Origin of the sequence: Oleiharenicola lentus (genome assembly GCF_004118375.1) — a bacterium.
GTDB lineage: Bacteria > Verrucomicrobiota > Verrucomicrobiia > Opitutales > Opitutaceae > Lacunisphaera > Lacunisphaera lenta.
The window spans coordinates 255556-271174 of record NZ_SDHX01000002.1 but is presented as its reverse complement, the minus strand read 5'-3'; the positions used below and the strand labels follow the sequence as shown (position 1 = coordinate 271174).

Below are 15619 nucleotides of genomic sequence, written 5' to 3'. Positions count from 1 at the left end.
GAATCATTTGCCGCGGCAGCCCGGTTAGTTTAGAAATGCGCCCGGCCGCCGTGAAGCCAAGCGGCGTTTGCGGGCGGTGGCACTATGATCGGTCGGCTGGGATTCATGGCCTTGAATACCGGTCGTAAGGATTTTCCTAAAGAAATCAGGCGGTCTGCCCGATAGTCAGGGGACAACGAGATCCGCGGGCCGCCCGCGGGTAGCTTTCACGGACAGGATATCCAGGCCTGTAAGTCGGAGGCACGGCAAGCAACCCCACCTGGGTTGTCGGCTGTGCCTTTTTTGCTGCCCGAAGCGGACTGAAGATCGAACGAGAAACTTCCCAAAGCAGAACATGAAATCCAAGACCATCCTCCTCGTGTGCCTGGCGACCCTTTTCGCCGGCATGACCGCAACTCGCTCCGCCGCTGCCCTCACTGTGGGCGCCAAGGACAATGTCCAGATCGGCGGCTTCTTCAGCCAGGGCTGGCTCCAAAGCTCCGGTAACAACTACCCGTTCGAGGCCAAGGACGGCACCTTCGACTTCCGCGAGATGGCGGTCAATGTCTCCACCACCGTGGGCTCGCATCTGCGCCTCGGCGCCCAGGGCTTCGCCCAGCGTCTCGGCAATTACGGTAACGACAAGGTCATGCTCGACTGGGCGGTGGCCGACTACAACTTCCGCCCCGAATTCGGCATCCGCGCCGGCCGCATCAAGTATCCCAAGGGCCTTTATGGCGAGGCTCTCGACCTCGACGTCGTCCGCCCCTTCGTGTTCCTGCCCATGTCGGTTTACAACCCGATCATGCGCGACTACAACTCGTCCTTCGACGGCGGCATGCTTTACGGCTCCCTCTCGCTCGGGCGCGCCGGTTCGCTCGACTACAAAGCCTTCTACGGCGACATCCCGATGGGCATCGACCAGGGCGTGGCCGACTACTTCAACAGCGCCGGCGTGTTCAACGCCGCGGGCGTGCAGACCCTCCAGCTGGATGCCGTCGGTGGATTCTCGCTCGACTGGAACACTCCGGTCAGCGGCCTCAAGGCGCACCTCTCCTGGTCGCGCATGACCGAACTCGACAGCACCGGCCAGTTCGGCGCCGTCCCGTTTCCGCTCACGCTCAATCTGTCGCTCCCCGAGATGAACTACTCCACCGTCGGCCTCGAATACGTGCGCAACGACTGGACCTTCGCCGCCGAGTTCCAGCAGACCGACGGCACGACCCTGCTCAACGCCGCCCCGATCGTCGTCAACAATCGCGGCAACTACGGTATCAACAACTGGTATGTCTCCGCCGCCCGCCGCTTCGCCGGCCGTTTCGAGGCCGGTGCCTACTACTCCGTCGCGACCAACCGTTTTCCCTCTTCCAACGACCGGCGCGCCGACAAGGAGCTGCACGACTACGCGCTCAGCGTCCGCTGTGACGTCAACGAGCACGTCACCGTCAAGCTCGAGGGTCACTACATCGACGGCAGCTACAACGTCTTCAACACGGCCCGCACGCCCAATCCCGTCATGAAGGACACCTCCTCCTTCTTCGCCGCCAAGACCACCTTCAGCTTCTGAGTTCCTCGGAACCTACCGCCATGAAATCCAACTCTCTCCGCCTCCTTGTCGCCCTGGCCGGCTTCGCGCTGGCCGCTACCGCGGCCTCGGCCGCGCCCGTGCTCATCGGCAACAAAAACGTCGCCGCCGAGAAAATCGACGGCGCCACCGTCAAGGCCGTGTTCCTCGGCAAGAAAGTCGCCTGGGACGGCGCCGGCCGCGTCGTGCTCGCCGTGCTCAAGACCGGTCCCGTTGCCGACGAGTTCCTCCAGGGCTCCGTCGCGATGAACGCCAGCGCCTTCAACAATCACTGGCGTCGCCTCGCCATGACCGGTGGCGGCACCGCCCCCAAGGCCTTCGACAGCGCGGAGGACCTCCGCAAGTTCGTGGCCGAGACGCCCGGCGCCATCGGCTTCGTCGATGCCGCCGCGGCCGACACCTCGGTCGCCACGCTTACGCCCGCCTCCTGATCGCCCGTCTGTTTTCGCCCGGTCTCCGTTCCTTCACCTCCGTTCCCATGTCCTCGCCCGCCTCCCGCTCCACCGTCCTCAACCTGCGGCGCTCGTTCCTCGGCATCACGCTCGGCTTCGCCTTCCTGGCGGCCCTCATCGTGGTGCTCGGGGTGACCAGCTACCGCTTCTCGCAGTCGGGCTCTGCCCGCACCGCGGAGCTCAGTGAGCGCCTGCTGCCCGGCCTGCAATCGCTGGCCCGGCTGCAGGAGGCGGTGCTGAAATACAACCTGGCCAACCTCGAATATGTCACCGGACGCGACGAAGAAACCCAAGCCCGCAAGCTCACCGAGGCCGCCACGCTCCGCCGCGCCGTCGGCGAGCACATGGGCACGCTCGGCCGCCTGATTGAAACCGCCGATGCCCGGGCCGCCCAGGAGAAGGTCTCGGCCGCACTGGCCAAATACGACGCCTCCATCGGAAGGCTTCAGGAAGCGCTCAAGGCGAGCGACTTCGAGCGCGCCATGCAGATTCTCGACGGCGACGTCGCCCGCGACTACGGCGCAGTGGAGGCTGCGCTCAGCTCTCTCCAGGGCCATGTCTTCGCCCTCTCCAGCCGCAACGGGCAGGAGACCCGCGAGGTGCTCGACCACAACCTTCGCATCACCCTGGTGCTCGGTTCGATTATCGGTGGCCTCGCCATCGTGGCCGTCGGCGCTGTGCAGTTCCTGAACTTCCGCGTGAGCCGCCGCTTCGGCCAGCTCTCCGGCGCGCTCGGTGACGAGGCCGGCGACATCAATGTCAAGGCCCGCGGCTTCAACGCCACGAGCACCCGTCTCGCCGATGGTTCCAGCGAGCAGGCCGCCGCGCTGGAGGAGACCAGCGCTTCGCTCGAGGAGATGTCGAGCATGACCAAGCGCAACGCCGACTCCGCCCAGCAGGCCAAGCAGGTCGCCTCCGAGGCTCGCATCGCCGTGGACGCCGGCGCGGCCGGCATGCAGCGCATGACCGAGGCCATGGCCGGCATCAAGACCTCCTCCAGCGAGATCGCCAACATCATCAAGACGATCGACGAGATTGCCTTCCAGACCAACATCCTCGCCCTCAACGCCGCCGTCGAGGCGGCCCGCGCAGGCGAGGCCGGCGCCGGTTTCGCCGTTGTTGCCGACGAGGTGCGCGCGCTCGCCCAGCGTTCCGCCACCGCCGCCAAGGAAACGGCCGGCAAGATCGAGGCGGCGCTCCAAAAGAGCGAGGAAGGTGTCCGGGTCAGCACCGAGGTGTCCGAGATGCTCGGCCGAATCGTTGGCCAGGTCCGCCGCATGGACGAGCTGGTTGTCGAGATCGCCGGTTCCTCTGCCGAACAGTCCACCGGCATCGTCCAGGTCAACGAGGCCGTTTCCCGCATGGACAAAATCACGCAGGCCAACGCCGCCAGCGCCGAGGAATCTGCGGCTGCCGCCCAGGAGCTTTCCAGCCAGGCCACCCACCTGCAGAGCCTCGTGGACGAGCTCCGCCAGCTGGTCGGCGCGCGTTCCAAAGCACCCGCTCCCGCAGCTATTGCTCCCGCGGCGCCGGTTCTGTCCTCGCGCAAGCCGGCGGCCAAGGCCGCGGCTCATGCCGTGACCGCCGGAGCGGGCGAGGACTTTTGGACCGATCCCAAGTCCTGAGCCCCGCCGTTGCGACCGGAGTGCGCTGATCCCGCCACCAGCCCGCGTATCCCGCGGGCTGTTTCATTTGCTGCAGGTTGAAGGCGCGTAGGGGCTTTGGAGACCGCCGCTAGAGTTTGCTGCGCAGATGCGGATTCCGGCTAGCTCTTACCTGGCGGTGGCGCCGAAGTGGGCGGAGAAGAACTTCTTTCCTTCCTCGACGAGCTGGTTGGGGTCGTTCTGGAAGGAGCGGTTGTCGGTCTCGATGGCCAGCACGCCGGACCAGCCGCTGCGCTTGATCTCGGCGAAAAGGCCGGCGTAGTTCGCGGCGCCGGTGCCAACGGGCACATCGAGGATCACGTCCTTCCCGTCGGCGGCGGGCTCAACCTTCTTGTCCTTGAAGTGGAGGTCGAAGACGCGGTCGCCGTAGTCGCGGAACACCTTCGCGGCGTCGAAGCCGGCCGCTGTCACCCAACCCACGTCGAGACACACGCCGATGCGCTGGTCGCGCTTGGCCAGGATGGCCTGCACGGTCGCGGGGTCGCCATAAACCGTGCCCTTGCCGTGGTTGTGGATGGCGAGCTTGATGTCGTATTCCTTTACCAGCGCCTCCAGGTTGTCCCACTCGGCCAGGTCGCGCGGCTCCACGACGATGAACTTGGCGCCGATGAGCTTGGCGAACTCGAAGAGCTGGCGGTTTTGCGCCGGGTCGAGCGAGGTCTTGCTGACGCCGAATGTGTAGCAGATGAGGCCGTGGGCATCGAGAATGGCCTTCTTGCGCAGGGTTTCCTCCTTGGGCGCGGCAGGATCAAACTGGCCGCTGAAGAACTGGAGGTGCTTGATGCCGTGTTTGACGGCGAACTCCACAACCTGGTCGAAGGTCATGCGGTTGCAGGTCCACGTCTGGAGGCCGAGTTTCACCCGCTCCTCGGCGGAGTGGAGCGCCGGCAGCGCGGCGAGCAGGCAAGTCAGGAGGGCGAGCAGGAACCGGGATGATTGCATGGGGGTAGAATTGCGTGGCAACTAAACGCAAGGCCGGCCCCGCCGCAAGCAAGGCCTGCGCAGGTTTTGGATTTGGCGGCCGACGGCGGACGCGGCAGTGTGCGGTATGGGCGACATCTCACGCTATTCCGACGAAATCGTCGTTTCCTGGGCCGAGTTGCACCGGGATGCGCGCTACCTCTCGCAACTGTTGCACGACATGGGCACCTGGCAGGGCATCATTGCCATCACGCGCGGCGGGCTTGTGCCGGCGGCGCTGGTCGCCCGCGAACTGGAGATCCGGCTGATCGACACGATCTGTGTGTCGAGCTACGGCGCAGCGGGCGGCGGACCGGCGCAGCAGCAGGGCGGCGTGCACCTGCTCAAGGGTGTGCCCGGCGATGGCGCAGGCTTTCTTCTGATCGACGACCTCGTGGATACCGGACGGACCGCGCAGCATGTGCGGGCGCTGCTGCCCAAGGCGCATTTTGCCACGCTCTACGCCAAACCCGCGGGCCGGCCCTTCGTGGACACCTGCGTGAAGGAGTTCAAACAGAACAAGTGGATCTATTTTCCCTGGGACATCGACTACCAGTTCGTGAAGCCGATCAAGGATGGCGGGCGCGCCCGCGGCGTGGATGCGACGAATCCCTCGTGAACGGCGGCCAGCCGGGTCCGCGGCGATGCTAATTTCTTGGTCCCCGATCCGGTCTCAGGCCGCACGATGCCAGGCCAGGTGACGGACGTGGGTGCAGCTGCTCAGCTCGGCGGCGATCTGCTGAAGGGCGTCGTCACGCATCCGGGCCCCGATGCGCAGGATTACGGCGCAGACATTGGCACGGACCACCGGGTCGTCGGATGGCACGGTGTGGCCGCGGCGCTCGGCTTCGAGCCAGGTTTCGTCGCGGATGATCTGAGCGATGCCAGGAAGCTGCTGGCGGATTACAGGGTCGGCAGGAAAGTTCATGGGGCGAGGGGGTGCCCAGTGAAATTGCATCAGCCATGCCACCTAACGGCGCACCTGCTGAAGTGATTGACTGGATGAGAAATCCTCCGCTTGTGCCACGTATAGAATCCTAGACGCGGCAGAAACTGCCGCGCGGAGCAACAATGCCGCCCAGTCGGCAGATAAGCTCCGACGCTTGCTTCAACGGCGGGGTCCGGCAAAACGGATTTCATGCAAAGATGGCAGACCATCCTGGCGTATCTGGGCATGTTTTTGGCCGGTGGTGCGGTGATCCCTGTCGGGGCTGCGGTCGAATTGCTGTCCGGACTGGATTTTGGACGAGTGGAGGCGCGGGAGGTGAGGATTTATGTGCCTGACAAGGTCACGGCTTCGACACCGGTGCTGGTCGCCCTTGACGGGCAAAATATGGAAGCCTGGCGATTGGAAGCGGCGCTCGCCCACCTCAAGGCGCAAGGCCGGCGGGTGCCCCTGGTTATCGCGATTCCGTCAGGCCGGGATCGGGTTGAGGAATACGGCCTGGCCGGCGTGCTGGATTATGCAGGCCGCGGAAGGCAGGCGGTGGATTTCCAGAGATTCGTGACCAAGGCTGTGCTGCCAGCAGTGCGGGCTCGTTATGGCATCTTGGCGGACCCCAAGCGCACAGGTATCATGGGCTCATCGCTGGGTGGCCTGGCGGCTTTCGATCTGGCCTGGCGGCATCCTGAAGTTTTTGGCTTTGCGGGAGTCTTCTCTGGTTCGTTCTGGTGGCGGGGTGAAGACGGTTCGGCTGCCGTGCGGCAGTCATCGCGACTGGCTCATCGCCAAGTGCGGGCCGCAGCGCCCCGCACGGCGGACCAGCGCTGGTGGTTCTCCGTCGGGACCAAGGAAGAAACCGACGATCGTGACGGCAACGGCGTGATCGATGCCGTGCAGGATACTTCCGACTTGGTCGGTGAATTGGAGAGCAAAGGGGCGGAACGCGGGCGCAATCTCCACTACGTCTTGGTTGAAGGGGGCGAACACCACGAAACCGCTTGGGCGGACCTGCTCCCGGGATTTTTGGCCTGGGCCCTTTCGCGGGATTGATCGTCGAGGGTGCTGCGAGGGGTGCACCATGTCCCCGGCCTCACTTGGCCGGTTCGGGGATTACGGCCACGAGCTCGATCTCAATGACGTGATTGGGTTCGTAGAGCCGGCCAACCTGCACCCAGGTGGCTGCGGGGAAATCCTTGCCGTAAAAGCCGCGCCGCACGGCCAGGTTCGCCTTCAAGGCCTCGAAGTCGGTGGTATGGATGGTCTCCTTGACCACGTGGGCGAAGGTGAGGCCAAAGTGCTTGAGCGTGGTTTCGAGGACACCGTAAGCCTCCCGCATCGCGACGGGCATGGGCCCGGTCCCCACCGTGCCGGAGATGAAGACCGTGTTGCCCACCCGCACCGCTTGCCGGTAGCCAATGTCGTCCTCCCAGTCGCCGAGCTTCAACTTTTCGACGGGGAGCGCAGGGATGCTGGCGAATGCGGCCAAGGTGCTGGCCAGGAGGAAGCAGGAGAAGGATAGGGATTTCATGCGGGTGTATGCCGGGAAACACCGCGGAAACCTAAACTCCTTCAGGCCCGTGGTCGGACTGAAAAGCAACCGTTGCCGGGGTCATCAGCAACCGGACTTTCTTTGGGCTCTTCATTGTGCTTTGCCGGGGAAGTGTCATGTTAACCCTCAAACCATGAGTTCAGCCGACACCAAGTCTGGGGATTCCAAACGCAAGCACACCCGCTACGCGGTGAGCGACGATTGCCGCTTGAAGGCCGCGATCCTGCTGCGCAGCTCCGATGCGGGCACGGCGAGCAAGGACTGGCCGGGTACCCTCGTGGATGTCTCAACCTCGGGCGCCCACATCCAGATCAGCCTCGCGGCCGTGGCCTACAAGGGCGACAGCTGCGTGCTGAAGCTGTCCCACGCCGGACGCAAAGCAGAGCTGCGGGGCATCCTGGCCCACTACGTCTGCTCGGCGCGCTACTCCGTCTGCGGCGTGCGCTTTGACCTGTCCTTCGCCGGGGCGGACAAAATCTACGAGCCGTTCCTGAAGACGATTGTCGCGAGTTCAACGCTTAAGGCCGGGGAAACGGGCGCCGAAGCGGGCCGCTACCGGGAGGAATACCTTGGCGCCGGCGAGACGAAGCTGGTGGTGTGGCGCGACGACAAGCCGGAGCGCAATTTGGTTGCCTTCGATTTTGCGATGGCACGCTTCGGTGCGGCCTTGTCGGGTGCCGGCACGGACATGCTCGACAACAAGGCGCGGGTGGCTTTCCGGTCGCTGGCGGGCGGTGGTTCGTCGGTCCTCACCAAGGAGCAGGAGGCCGAGGCCCGCTGGGAATTTTCCCTCGCGGCTTCAAACCTGCCCAAGACCTTCGCACCGGATATCCGCCGGCTCCTACGGCTGGTGAGCTAAGCCGGATCTTCCTCCTGATGGGGTCACGCGTGACCCCATTCGCCGGGAATCCCTCAGCCTTCAGCGTTCAGTGCCTGCGGCTTAGGAATACACCAACAGCCGCTGGCTGATGGGGGCGATCTGGTTGTGGTCGCGGATCTTGTTGATCGTGGCGGGGCCGAGGAGCTGGCCTTCGCCAATCAGCAGCAGGCCGTGCGGGCTGTAGATGCCCGTGGCCAGCACCATGCCGGGCTCGAGTTCGTCGAGCAGGATCTCGCGTACGCTGCGGGGGAGGTTCACCAGGTTGGAAACCTTGAGAAAGAGGCGCACGGCCTCGGGGTCGTAGTGCGTGCCTGACTTGGCGAGAAGCTGGTCGATGGCGGCCTGCTTGGGCAGGCCCGATTCCACGTAGCCCACGGCCACCGCGAGGCAGCGCGCGGCCCAGGGGATGTTCTTGCCGACGAGACCGTCGGGATACCCCGTGCCATCGAAGCGCTCGTGGTGGCCGCGGATGATCGCGCCGATCGCGGGCGCCGGATCCACCAGCGCGGCGAGCGTCTGGCTGTAAACGGGGTGGTTCTGCAGCGTACCGCGCTCGCGCTCGGTGAGGCTGCCGGGTGACTGGCGGAAGGTGCGCAGCAGTTCGCGCGAGATGCCGATGAGGCCGAGGTCGCACATCCAGGCGGCGGAAACGAGGGCCTGGCGTTCCTCGGCCGAGAAATGTTCATTCTCACCCATCTTCGTGGCGAACTCGACGAGCGTCTTGGCCTGGCCGCCGAGCACGGGATCGTAGGCGGTGAGGATGCGGCGGCACAACTCGAGCGAGCTGTCGTAGCGGGCGGAGAGCTCGTGGTTGGCGGCGTCAAGCTTGGTGCGCTCGGTCTCGAGGTCCTTGAGCTTCTGCTCCAGGGCGGCGTTGGCGAGGGTGAGCTGGGCGTTCAGCTCCTGCGAGCGGGCCTGGAGGGCCTCGTTGCGCACGATCAGGTCGTGGCGCTGGATGGCGTTGCGCACGGTGGCCAGCAGCTCCTCGCGCAGCCAGGGCTTGGCGATGAAGCGGAAGATTTCGCCGCGGTTGATGGCCTCGACGATCGTGGGCAGCGCGAGCACCGCGGTCACGAGGATGCGCGAGGCGTGCGGGTGGGTCTTGCGGCTCTCGACGAGGAAATCGAGGCCGAGCATCTCGGGCATGCGCTGGTCGGAAATGATCACGGCGAACTGCCGCTCCGCGAGAATGGCGAGGGCCTTCACCGGGCTGGAACAGGCGACCACATGGTAGCGCTCGCGCTCGAGCGTCTCCTTGAGCGCGCCGAGCACCACGGGCTCGTCGTCCACGATCAGGATGGTGTGGGATTGTTCGGTCATGGGGTCGTGGGAGTCGTCGCCGGCACGGGGAAGGGCGGGTGGGAGAGCCGGGCGAGGTGGCGCGAGGTCAGGTAGGCGGCGATGCGGTCGAGGGGCAACTGGCGCTGGGCGGCGCCGTTTTCCCAAGCGGCCTTGGGCATGCCGTAAACGACGCAGCTGGCCTCGTCCTGTGCGAACGTGGTGGCACCTTTCTCCCGCAGACGCAAGAGGCCTTCCGCACCGTCCTTGCCCATGCCGGTCAGGATGCCGGCGACGGAGTGCGGGGCGGCGCCGCAGTCGGCGGCGGACTTGAAGAGGAGGTCCACGGCGGGGCGCTGGTGCCAGATCTGCGGACCGTCGGTCACGCGCACGCGGTAGTGGTCCACGTGCCAGCCGAGCATCATGTGAAAATTGCCGGGAGCGATGAGCGCCATGCCGGGGTCGAGCCGCTCGCCATCCACGGCCTCGCGCACGGGGAAGGCGCAGATCCCGTTCAGGCGGTCGGCGTAGGCCCTGGAGAAGCCGGCAGGAATATGCTGCACGATGGCGATGCCGGGCAGCCCGGCGGGCAGGGCGGTGAGCACCTCGCGCAGCGACTCGGGGCCGCCGGTGGAGGCGCCGAGCAGAATCAACGCGCGCGGATCGGTGCGCAGCGGCGCGGGCAGGGCGCGGTTCACCACGGCGCCGACCGCGGCGTTCGGGCGCACGCGCGCCGTGGCCGCGGCCTTGACCATCGCCACGAGGCGCGGCCCGAGGGTGCCAAAGGAGCTGGAACCCGCCGGCTTGCCGAGCACGTCCACGGCGCCGAGCTTCAGGGCCTCAAGCGCGTAGTCGGACCCGCGCTGCGTCAGGGAGCTGAGCACGATGACGGGCATCGGCCGATGCTCCATGAGCAGACGCAGGAAGGTGAGACCGTCCATGCGCGGCATTTCCAGGTCGAGCGTGAGCACATCGGGCCGCAGCTCGCGGATGCGGTCCCGCGCCTGGTAGGGGTCGCCGGCGGTGCCGACGACCTCGATCGCCGGATCGGCGGCCAGCGTGTCGCCCGCGATCTTCCGCACGAAGGCGGAATCATCGACGATAAGGACGCGGATTTTGCGGACGACGGACATGATCAGGAGGCCGGCGGCCGGCGGTAGGTGGCGGGACGGACGAGTTCGAGCGAGTGGTTGATGCCGGTGAGGCTCTCGGAGTGACCGACGAGCAGGTAGCCGCCGGGGATCAGCTTCTTGGCGAGCCGGCGCACGAGTTCCTCCTGTGTCTGCCGGTCGAAGTAGATCATGACGTTGCGGCAGAAGATGACGTGGAAGAGATCGGGCAGGGGGGACTCGCGGTCGAGCAGGTTGAGCTGGTGGAAAGAGAGGCGCTGGCGCAGTTCGGCGCGCACGCGGTAGTTGCCCTCCTGGGGGCCCACGCCCTTCTGGAAATATTTCTTCACCGTGGCGGCCGGCATCCGCTCGATGATGTCGGTGCGGTAGATGGCCTTGCCGGCCTGGTCGAGAATGCGGTGCGAGATGTCGGTGCACTGGATGTGCCAGTCCCATTCGGTGCCGAGCGCCTCCTGGAGCGTGATGGCGAGCGAGTAGGGCTCTTCGCCGGAGGAACAGGCGGCGCTCCACGCGAGAAAACGCGGCCAGCGCTCGGTGCGCTGGCGTTGGCGCATCTCGGGCACGATGCGGTCGCGGACGAAATCGAAGTGTGCGTTCTCGCGGAAGAAGAACGTGTGGTTGGTCGAGATCGTGTCGATCAGGTGCGCCAGCTCCTCGCCGGCCTGCGGCGATTGCAGCAGGCGGCAGTAGTCCGTCACCGAGGTGAGGTTGGTGGCGCGCAGGCGTTTGCCCAGGCGCGCCGAGACCATCTCGCGTTTGCCGGCGTCGAGACAGATGCGGCTGCGTTGATAGACCAGATTGCGGATGAACTCGAACTCACTTTCCCTCATAAGGTTTGGGTCCCCCCTCCATCGGCCCAAATGGCCGGCTATTAAGGACCCTCGGTTAATTTAGCCGGCGCGGGTCGAATTTGGTCCGGCAAAATTTGCCCTCCTGGCCGACAGCGATTTGCGACTGGCCGGCGGGCTTCCGGGAGAAAATTTTATCGCGTTGGGCATCAGTGCTTACAGCGGTGCATCCGCTTGCTGGCATGCGGCGTGGTAAAGGACTGCGCATGATCGATCCCATCTTCCAGTCCGAGAACTATCAGGTGGCTAGGAAGCTTCTCGACGCGGCGGCGCTGCGCCAGGAGGCCATCGCCTCCAACATCGCCAACTCCGAGACCCCGGGATATCGACGCCTTGAGGTGTCGGCCGATTTCGCCGAGCAGCTCAAGTCCCGCGTCCGGGCCGGTGACCTGATGGCCGTGAAGGATACGCTCAAGCCCACGCTCGCGCAGGATCCTTTCGCCCGTTCCGTGCGGCCCGACGGCAACTCCGTGGAGATCGAGAAGGAGCTCCTCGCGATGAACAAGAACGCCGTCGAATACGAATATCTGACCGAGATCGTCTCGGGCAACATCAAGCAGCTCAAGATGGCCATCACCGGCCGCGTCGCCTGATTCCCGCCATGAACCTCATCTCCGGCGTAGATATCACCTCCGGCGCGCTGACCGCCCAGAAGATCCGCCTCGACATCGTCGCGCAGAACATCGCCAACGCCCAGACCACACGCACGCCCGAGGGCGGCCCCTACAAGCGCAAGATCGTCTCCTTCGAGAACGAGCTCGTGAAGCGCGCGGGCGGCTCCCCGCTCCAGACCATCTCCGTTTCAAGCATCTCCGCCGACAAGGCGCCCGGCCAGGCGGTTTACAACCCGCAGCATCCCGACGCCGGTCCCGACGGCACCGTCCAGATGCCCAATGTGAACCTCGCCTTCGAGATGGTGGACCTGATCACCGCCTCCCGCGCCTACGAGGCGAATCTCTCCGTCGTGAAAAACTCGCGCACGCTCGCGATGAAGACCTTGGAAATCGGCAAGTAAGCCCGCTGCACCCCTCTCCCCATGTCCGTCATCGGCTCCATTTCCCCCGCGGCCATCAACGCACTCCCGCTCAAGGGCCTCGACCCGGCGCACAAGCCGGTCATCGCCGCGCCGTTGCCCGATGGCATGCGTCTGGCCCAGCCCGCCGCAAACTTCGGCTCGGTGCTGGAGGGACTTGTCTCCACCGTCGCCGAAAAGCAGGCCACGTCCGTCGATCTCACCAAGCAGGTGTTGCTCGGCAACAACGACCAATTGCACCAGAGCGTGATCGCCATGCAGGAGGCCTCGGTGGCTTTCAGCCTGATGGTCGAGGTCCGCAACAAGCTCGTCGAATCCTACCAGGAACTGATGCGCATGCAGGTGTGAGCCTGCCCGGCCGTTCTCCCTCCCTTAATCCTACTCTTTCTCCTCCGGCCAACGCCCCATGAAGAAATTCGCCCAATCCCTCCTCGATCTCTGGTCCCAGCTCGGCCTGAACCAGCGCGTGTCGCTGATCGTCGCCGCCGTGGCCGTCATCGGCGGCATGATTGCCGTGGTCCTCTGGTCGCGCCGGCCCGACTACCAGCTGCTTTACGCCCGCCTCGGCGACAAGGATTCGTCCGCGGTCATCAGCTACCTGCAGTCGCAGAACATCCCGCACCAGATTTCCGCCGGCGGCGGCACGGTCTCCGTGCCGGCCGAACGCGTGCACAAGCTCCGCATGGACCTCGCGGCCAAGGGTCTCCCGAGCGGCGAGGGCGTGGGCTTTGAGATCTTCGACAAGGGCCAGTTCGGTCTGAGCGATTTCGTGCAGCGCACCAACTACCTCCGCGCGCTCCAGGGCGAACTCGCCCGCACCATCAGCCAGCTCTCCGGCGTTCGCGCCGCGCGCGTCATGATTGTGCAACCGGAAAACCGCCTGCTCCTTACCGACAACGGCATCAAGCCCACCGCCTCGGTCTTCGTGGACATGGGCGGCGGCCGTCTCGAGGTGGACCAGGTCAACGCCATCCGCCACCTCGTGGCCAACGCCGTGCAGGGGCTCGGACCCGACCAGGTCGCCGTCGTGGACAACCGCGGCCGCGTGCTCTCCGAGGATCTCAAGCAGGACCCCACGCTCGGCACCGCCTCCTCGCAGATGCGCTACAAGCAGCAGGTTGAGGATTACCTCTCCAAGAAGGTCGAGACCATGCTCGCGCAGGTCATCGGCCCCGGCAACGCCGTCGTCCGCGTCTCCGCCGACATCGAGACCGAGGCCACCACCATCTCCGCAGAGGTGTATGATCCCGAGGGCCAGGTCGTGCGCTCGCAGACCTCCACCGAGGATGTGAACACCTCCAGCGAGACCCGCAGCGGCGGCGGCGCCGTCGGCGTGAGCGCCAACGTGCCCGAGAAGGCCGCCACCACCGAGGGCGCGGCCAACCGTCCGGTTTCCAACAGCGAGCAGAACCGCAAGAACCGCACCACCACCTACGAGATCAACCGCACGCTCACCAACACCACGCGCAACCCGGGCACGATCAAGAACGTGACCGCCGCCGTGCTCGTGGCACAGCGTCAGCCGGTCGCGCCCGCCGCCGCCACGCCGCCCGCCGAGGGCGCCCCCGCGCCGCAGGCCGTGCCGCAGCCGCGCACCGCCGAGGAACTCGCCACGCTCCGCGCGGTGGTCGTCAACGCCCTCGGGCTCAAACCCGAGCCCGGTCAGCCGCTCGACACCATCGTCACCCTAACCGAAGTCCCCTTCGCCGCCGAACCGGTCTCCGAGCAGCTCCAGGCCATCCACGCCGAGAACAAGTGGCAGGGCTGGATCGAGGCCGGCAGCCGCTGGTCCGCCGTGGGCGGCGCCGCCCTGGTCCTCCTCATCTTCCTCCGCATGCTCTCGCGCCAGAAGCCCGAGCCGGTTCCGGTCGAGGTTCTCCAGATGCCGCCCGAGATGGCCGCCCGCTCCCTCCAGAACGGCTCCGCCGTCACGCCCGAGATGCTCAACGAGCTCATCAAACAGAAGCCTGTGAACATTGGCACCGCCCTGCGGGACTGGGTCGGCACGCCCGCCGCCTCGAAGAACAACTGAGCCCGGCCCCCACTTGAAAACCCGCTCCTGAGCTCCCTCCCGCCATGGCCGACATCGATTTCTCCAAGCTCAACCGCCACCAGAAGCTGGCCGTCTTCCTGATCAGCATCGGTCCGGATACGGCGGCGCAGATCCTGAAGCAGTTTGACGACATCGAGATCGAGAATCTCAGCCGTGAGATGGCCGCGTTTGAGATGATCCCGGACAACGTCGTGAAGCAGGCCATGGAGGAGTTTTCCTCCGTCGTCGCCAGCAGTGTGCAGGCGGCCACCGGCGGCATCGGCTTTGTCCAGCGTACCCTGGAACTCGCCAAGGGTGACCACCGCGCCTCGGCCATCGTCGGCCGCGTCGGCCCGGCCGTCGGCACCTCCATCGAGGTCATCAAGGACATCAGCGACATGGAGGGGCGCCAGATTTTCAATCTCATCAAGAACGAGCAGCCGCAGACGATCTCGTTCGTTCTCTCCTACCTCGAGCCCACCAAGGCCGCCGAGGTGTTCCCGCTGCTCAGCCCCGATTTGCGCGAGGAAGTCATCGAGCGGCTCGGCACGATCGAGTCCACCTCCATCGAGCTGGTGAACAAAATCGCCCGCAGTCTCGGCAAGCACTTCGACACGAAGAAGCGCCCCGCCTTCCATCACAGCGGCGGCGTGCGCGCGGTGGCCAGCCTGCTCAACAGCCTGGAGAAGGACCTCAGCAAGACCCTGCTTGGCCGCCTGGAGGAGCGCAACGCCTCCCTCAGCGCCGCCATCCGCAAGAAACTCTTCAGCTTCGAGGACCTCAACCGCCTCCAGTCCGCCGACCTCCAGCGCGTCCTGCGCGAGATCGACTCCGGCAACCTCGGCATCGCCCTCAAGTCCGCCAGCGAGCCCTTGCGCAACAAGGTCTATGCCGGCCTCTCCAAGCGCGCCGCCGAGAGCCTCAAGGAGGAAATCGAGATGCTCGGGCCGGTCCGCCTCAAGGACGTCGAGGCCGCGCAGGATCTCATCATCCAGGCCGTCCGCCGCCTCGAGGAGGAGGGCCAGATCACCATCGACGCCGACTCCGCCGCCGTCATCGCCTGACCCCATGCACGACTTCATCCAGTCCCAGAGTTTCAGCTCCATCCGCGAACCGTTCCAGGTTCGCCCCGCCGCGCCCGAGTGGGTGCAGCGCGGCATCATGCGCAGCTTCGGCGAGGACAATGTGCTCGCGCCGTTCCGCTCCGGCCCGGCTTTCGCCCTTCGTCGCAACCGCCGCCGTCCGCGCTCCGCGACGCCCCTCCGTCTTTCGGCCTGAATCCCGCC

At 65.7% G+C, this 15619-nt stretch carries 18 protein-coding genes; 12 read left to right on the top strand and 6 right to left on the bottom strand.

Annotated elements, in window-relative coordinates:
- The first annotated feature begins 334 nt into the window (after positions 1 to 334).
- Genes ESB00_RS14835 through ESB00_RS14825 form a run of 3 tightly spaced genes read left to right on the top strand, consistent with a single transcriptional unit; the run spans position 335 to position 3641 of the window.
- Positions 335 to 1546: a hypothetical protein gene (locus ESB00_RS14835; protein ID WP_129048577.1), complete on the top strand. Its 1212-nt coding sequence runs from the start codon at positions 335 to 337 to the stop codon at positions 1544 to 1546.
- Positions 1547 to 1566: 20 nt separating this feature from the next.
- Positions 1567 to 1995, top strand: a complete 429-nt coding sequence (locus ESB00_RS14830; protein WP_129048576.1) for a hypothetical protein — start codon at positions 1567 to 1569, stop codon at positions 1993 to 1995.
- A gap of 47 nt (positions 1996 to 2042) precedes the next feature.
- A complete protein-coding gene (locus ESB00_RS14825) occupies positions 2043 to 3641 on the top strand; it encodes a methyl-accepting chemotaxis protein (protein WP_129048575.1) in 1599 nt (532 codons plus the stop codon).
- A 147-nt stretch (positions 3642 to 3788) separates the two neighbouring features.
- Here the strand turns inward: ESB00_RS14825 and ESB00_RS14820 are convergent, their stop codons facing one another.
- Positions 3789 to 4622 carry a sugar phosphate isomerase/epimerase family protein gene (locus tag ESB00_RS14820; RefSeq protein ID WP_129048574.1) on the bottom strand — a complete coding sequence of 278 codons (834 nt, stop codon included), beginning with the start codon at positions 4620 to 4622 and terminating at the stop codon, positions 3789 to 3791.
- Between the two features lie 106 nt (positions 4623 to 4728).
- On the opposite strand from ESB00_RS14820, the gene gpt reads away from it, so the two are divergent.
- Positions 4729 to 5259, top strand: coding sequence for a xanthine phosphoribosyltransferase (gpt, locus tag ESB00_RS14815; RefSeq protein WP_129048573.1), 531 nt, complete (start codon positions 4729 to 4731; stop codon positions 5257 to 5259).
- Positions 5260 to 5313: 54 nt separating this feature from the next.
- Here gpt and ESB00_RS14810 read toward each other — a convergent pair whose 3' ends face one another.
- Complete coding sequence (locus ESB00_RS14810) at positions 5314 to 5568, bottom strand: hypothetical protein (RefSeq protein ID WP_129048572.1); 255 nt, start codon at positions 5566 to 5568, stop codon at positions 5314 to 5316.
- 210 nt (positions 5569 to 5778) lie between these two features.
- Here ESB00_RS14810 and ESB00_RS14805 point away from each other — a divergent pair, with 210 nt between their 5' ends.
- Positions 5779 to 6633, top strand: coding sequence for an alpha/beta hydrolase (locus ESB00_RS14805; RefSeq protein WP_129048571.1), 855 nt, complete (start codon positions 5779 to 5781; stop codon positions 6631 to 6633).
- Positions 6634 to 6673: 40 nt separating this feature from the next.
- Here ESB00_RS14805 and ESB00_RS14800 read toward each other — a convergent pair whose 3' ends face one another.
- Positions 6674 to 7111, bottom strand: coding sequence for a RidA family protein (locus tag ESB00_RS14800; protein WP_129048570.1), 438 nt, complete (start codon positions 7109 to 7111; stop codon positions 6674 to 6676).
- Positions 7112 to 7265: 154 nt separating this feature from the next.
- Between ESB00_RS14800 and ESB00_RS14795 the strand changes: the two genes are divergently transcribed.
- The gene (locus ESB00_RS14795) at positions 7266 to 7991 is read left to right on the top strand and encodes a PilZ domain-containing protein (protein WP_164976231.1); all 726 of its coding nucleotides are present in this window, start codon (positions 7266 to 7268) and stop codon (positions 7989 to 7991) included.
- A gap of 81 nt (positions 7992 to 8072) precedes the next feature.
- Here the strand turns inward: ESB00_RS14795 and ESB00_RS14790 are convergent, their stop codons facing one another.
- Genes ESB00_RS14790 through ESB00_RS14780 form a run of 3 tightly spaced genes read right to left on the bottom strand, consistent with a single transcriptional unit; the run spans position 8073 to position 11250 of the window.
- Positions 8073 to 9332 carry an HD domain-containing phosphohydrolase gene (locus ESB00_RS14790; protein WP_129048568.1) on the bottom strand — a complete coding sequence of 420 codons (1260 nt, stop codon included), beginning with the start codon at positions 9330 to 9332 and terminating at the stop codon, positions 8073 to 8075.
- Positions 9329 to 10423, bottom strand: coding sequence for a protein-glutamate methylesterase/protein-glutamine glutaminase (locus tag ESB00_RS14785; protein WP_129048567.1), 1095 nt, complete (start codon positions 10421 to 10423; stop codon positions 9329 to 9331). Before ESB00_RS14785 ends, ESB00_RS14790 begins: the two co-directional genes overlap by 4 nt.
- Before the next feature lie 2 nt (positions 10424 to 10425).
- On the bottom strand, positions 10426 to 11250 hold the full coding sequence (locus ESB00_RS14780; protein WP_129048566.1) for a CheR family methyltransferase: 825 nt from the start codon (positions 11248 to 11250) through the stop codon (positions 10426 to 10428).
- A 224-nt stretch (positions 11251 to 11474) separates the two neighbouring features.
- Here ESB00_RS14780 and flgB point away from each other — a divergent pair, with 224 nt between their 5' ends.
- The 6 genes from flgB to ESB00_RS14750 are packed head-to-tail and all read left to right on the top strand — an operon-like array spanning position 11475 to position 15611.
- The gene (flgB, locus tag ESB00_RS14775; RefSeq protein WP_129048565.1) at positions 11475 to 11861 is read left to right on the top strand and encodes a flagellar basal body rod protein FlgB; all 387 of its coding nucleotides are present in this window, start codon (positions 11475 to 11477) and stop codon (positions 11859 to 11861) included.
- 8 nt (positions 11862 to 11869) lie between these two features.
- The gene (gene flgC, locus ESB00_RS14770; RefSeq protein WP_129048564.1) at positions 11870 to 12283 is read left to right on the top strand and encodes a flagellar basal body rod protein FlgC; all 414 of its coding nucleotides are present in this window, start codon (positions 11870 to 11872) and stop codon (positions 12281 to 12283) included.
- A 21-nt stretch (positions 12284 to 12304) separates the two neighbouring features.
- The gene (gene fliE, locus ESB00_RS14765) at positions 12305 to 12649 is read left to right on the top strand and encodes a flagellar hook-basal body complex protein FliE (RefSeq protein ID WP_129048563.1); all 345 of its coding nucleotides are present in this window, start codon (positions 12305 to 12307) and stop codon (positions 12647 to 12649) included.
- A 58-nt stretch (positions 12650 to 12707) separates the two neighbouring features.
- Positions 12708 to 14333 carry a flagellar basal-body MS-ring/collar protein FliF gene (gene fliF / locus ESB00_RS14760; protein ID WP_129048562.1) on the top strand — a complete coding sequence of 542 codons (1626 nt, stop codon included), beginning with the start codon at positions 12708 to 12710 and terminating at the stop codon, positions 14331 to 14333.
- Positions 14334 to 14377: 44 nt separating this feature from the next.
- Positions 14378 to 15397, top strand: a complete 1020-nt coding sequence (gene fliG / locus ESB00_RS14755; protein WP_129048561.1) for a flagellar motor switch protein FliG — start codon at positions 14378 to 14380, stop codon at positions 15395 to 15397.
- A gap of 4 nt (positions 15398 to 15401) precedes the next feature.
- Positions 15402 to 15611 carry a hypothetical protein gene (locus ESB00_RS14750; protein ID WP_129048560.1) on the top strand — a complete coding sequence of 70 codons (210 nt, stop codon included), beginning with the start codon at positions 15402 to 15404 and terminating at the stop codon, positions 15609 to 15611.
- Positions 15612 to 15619: the final 8 nt, after the last annotated feature.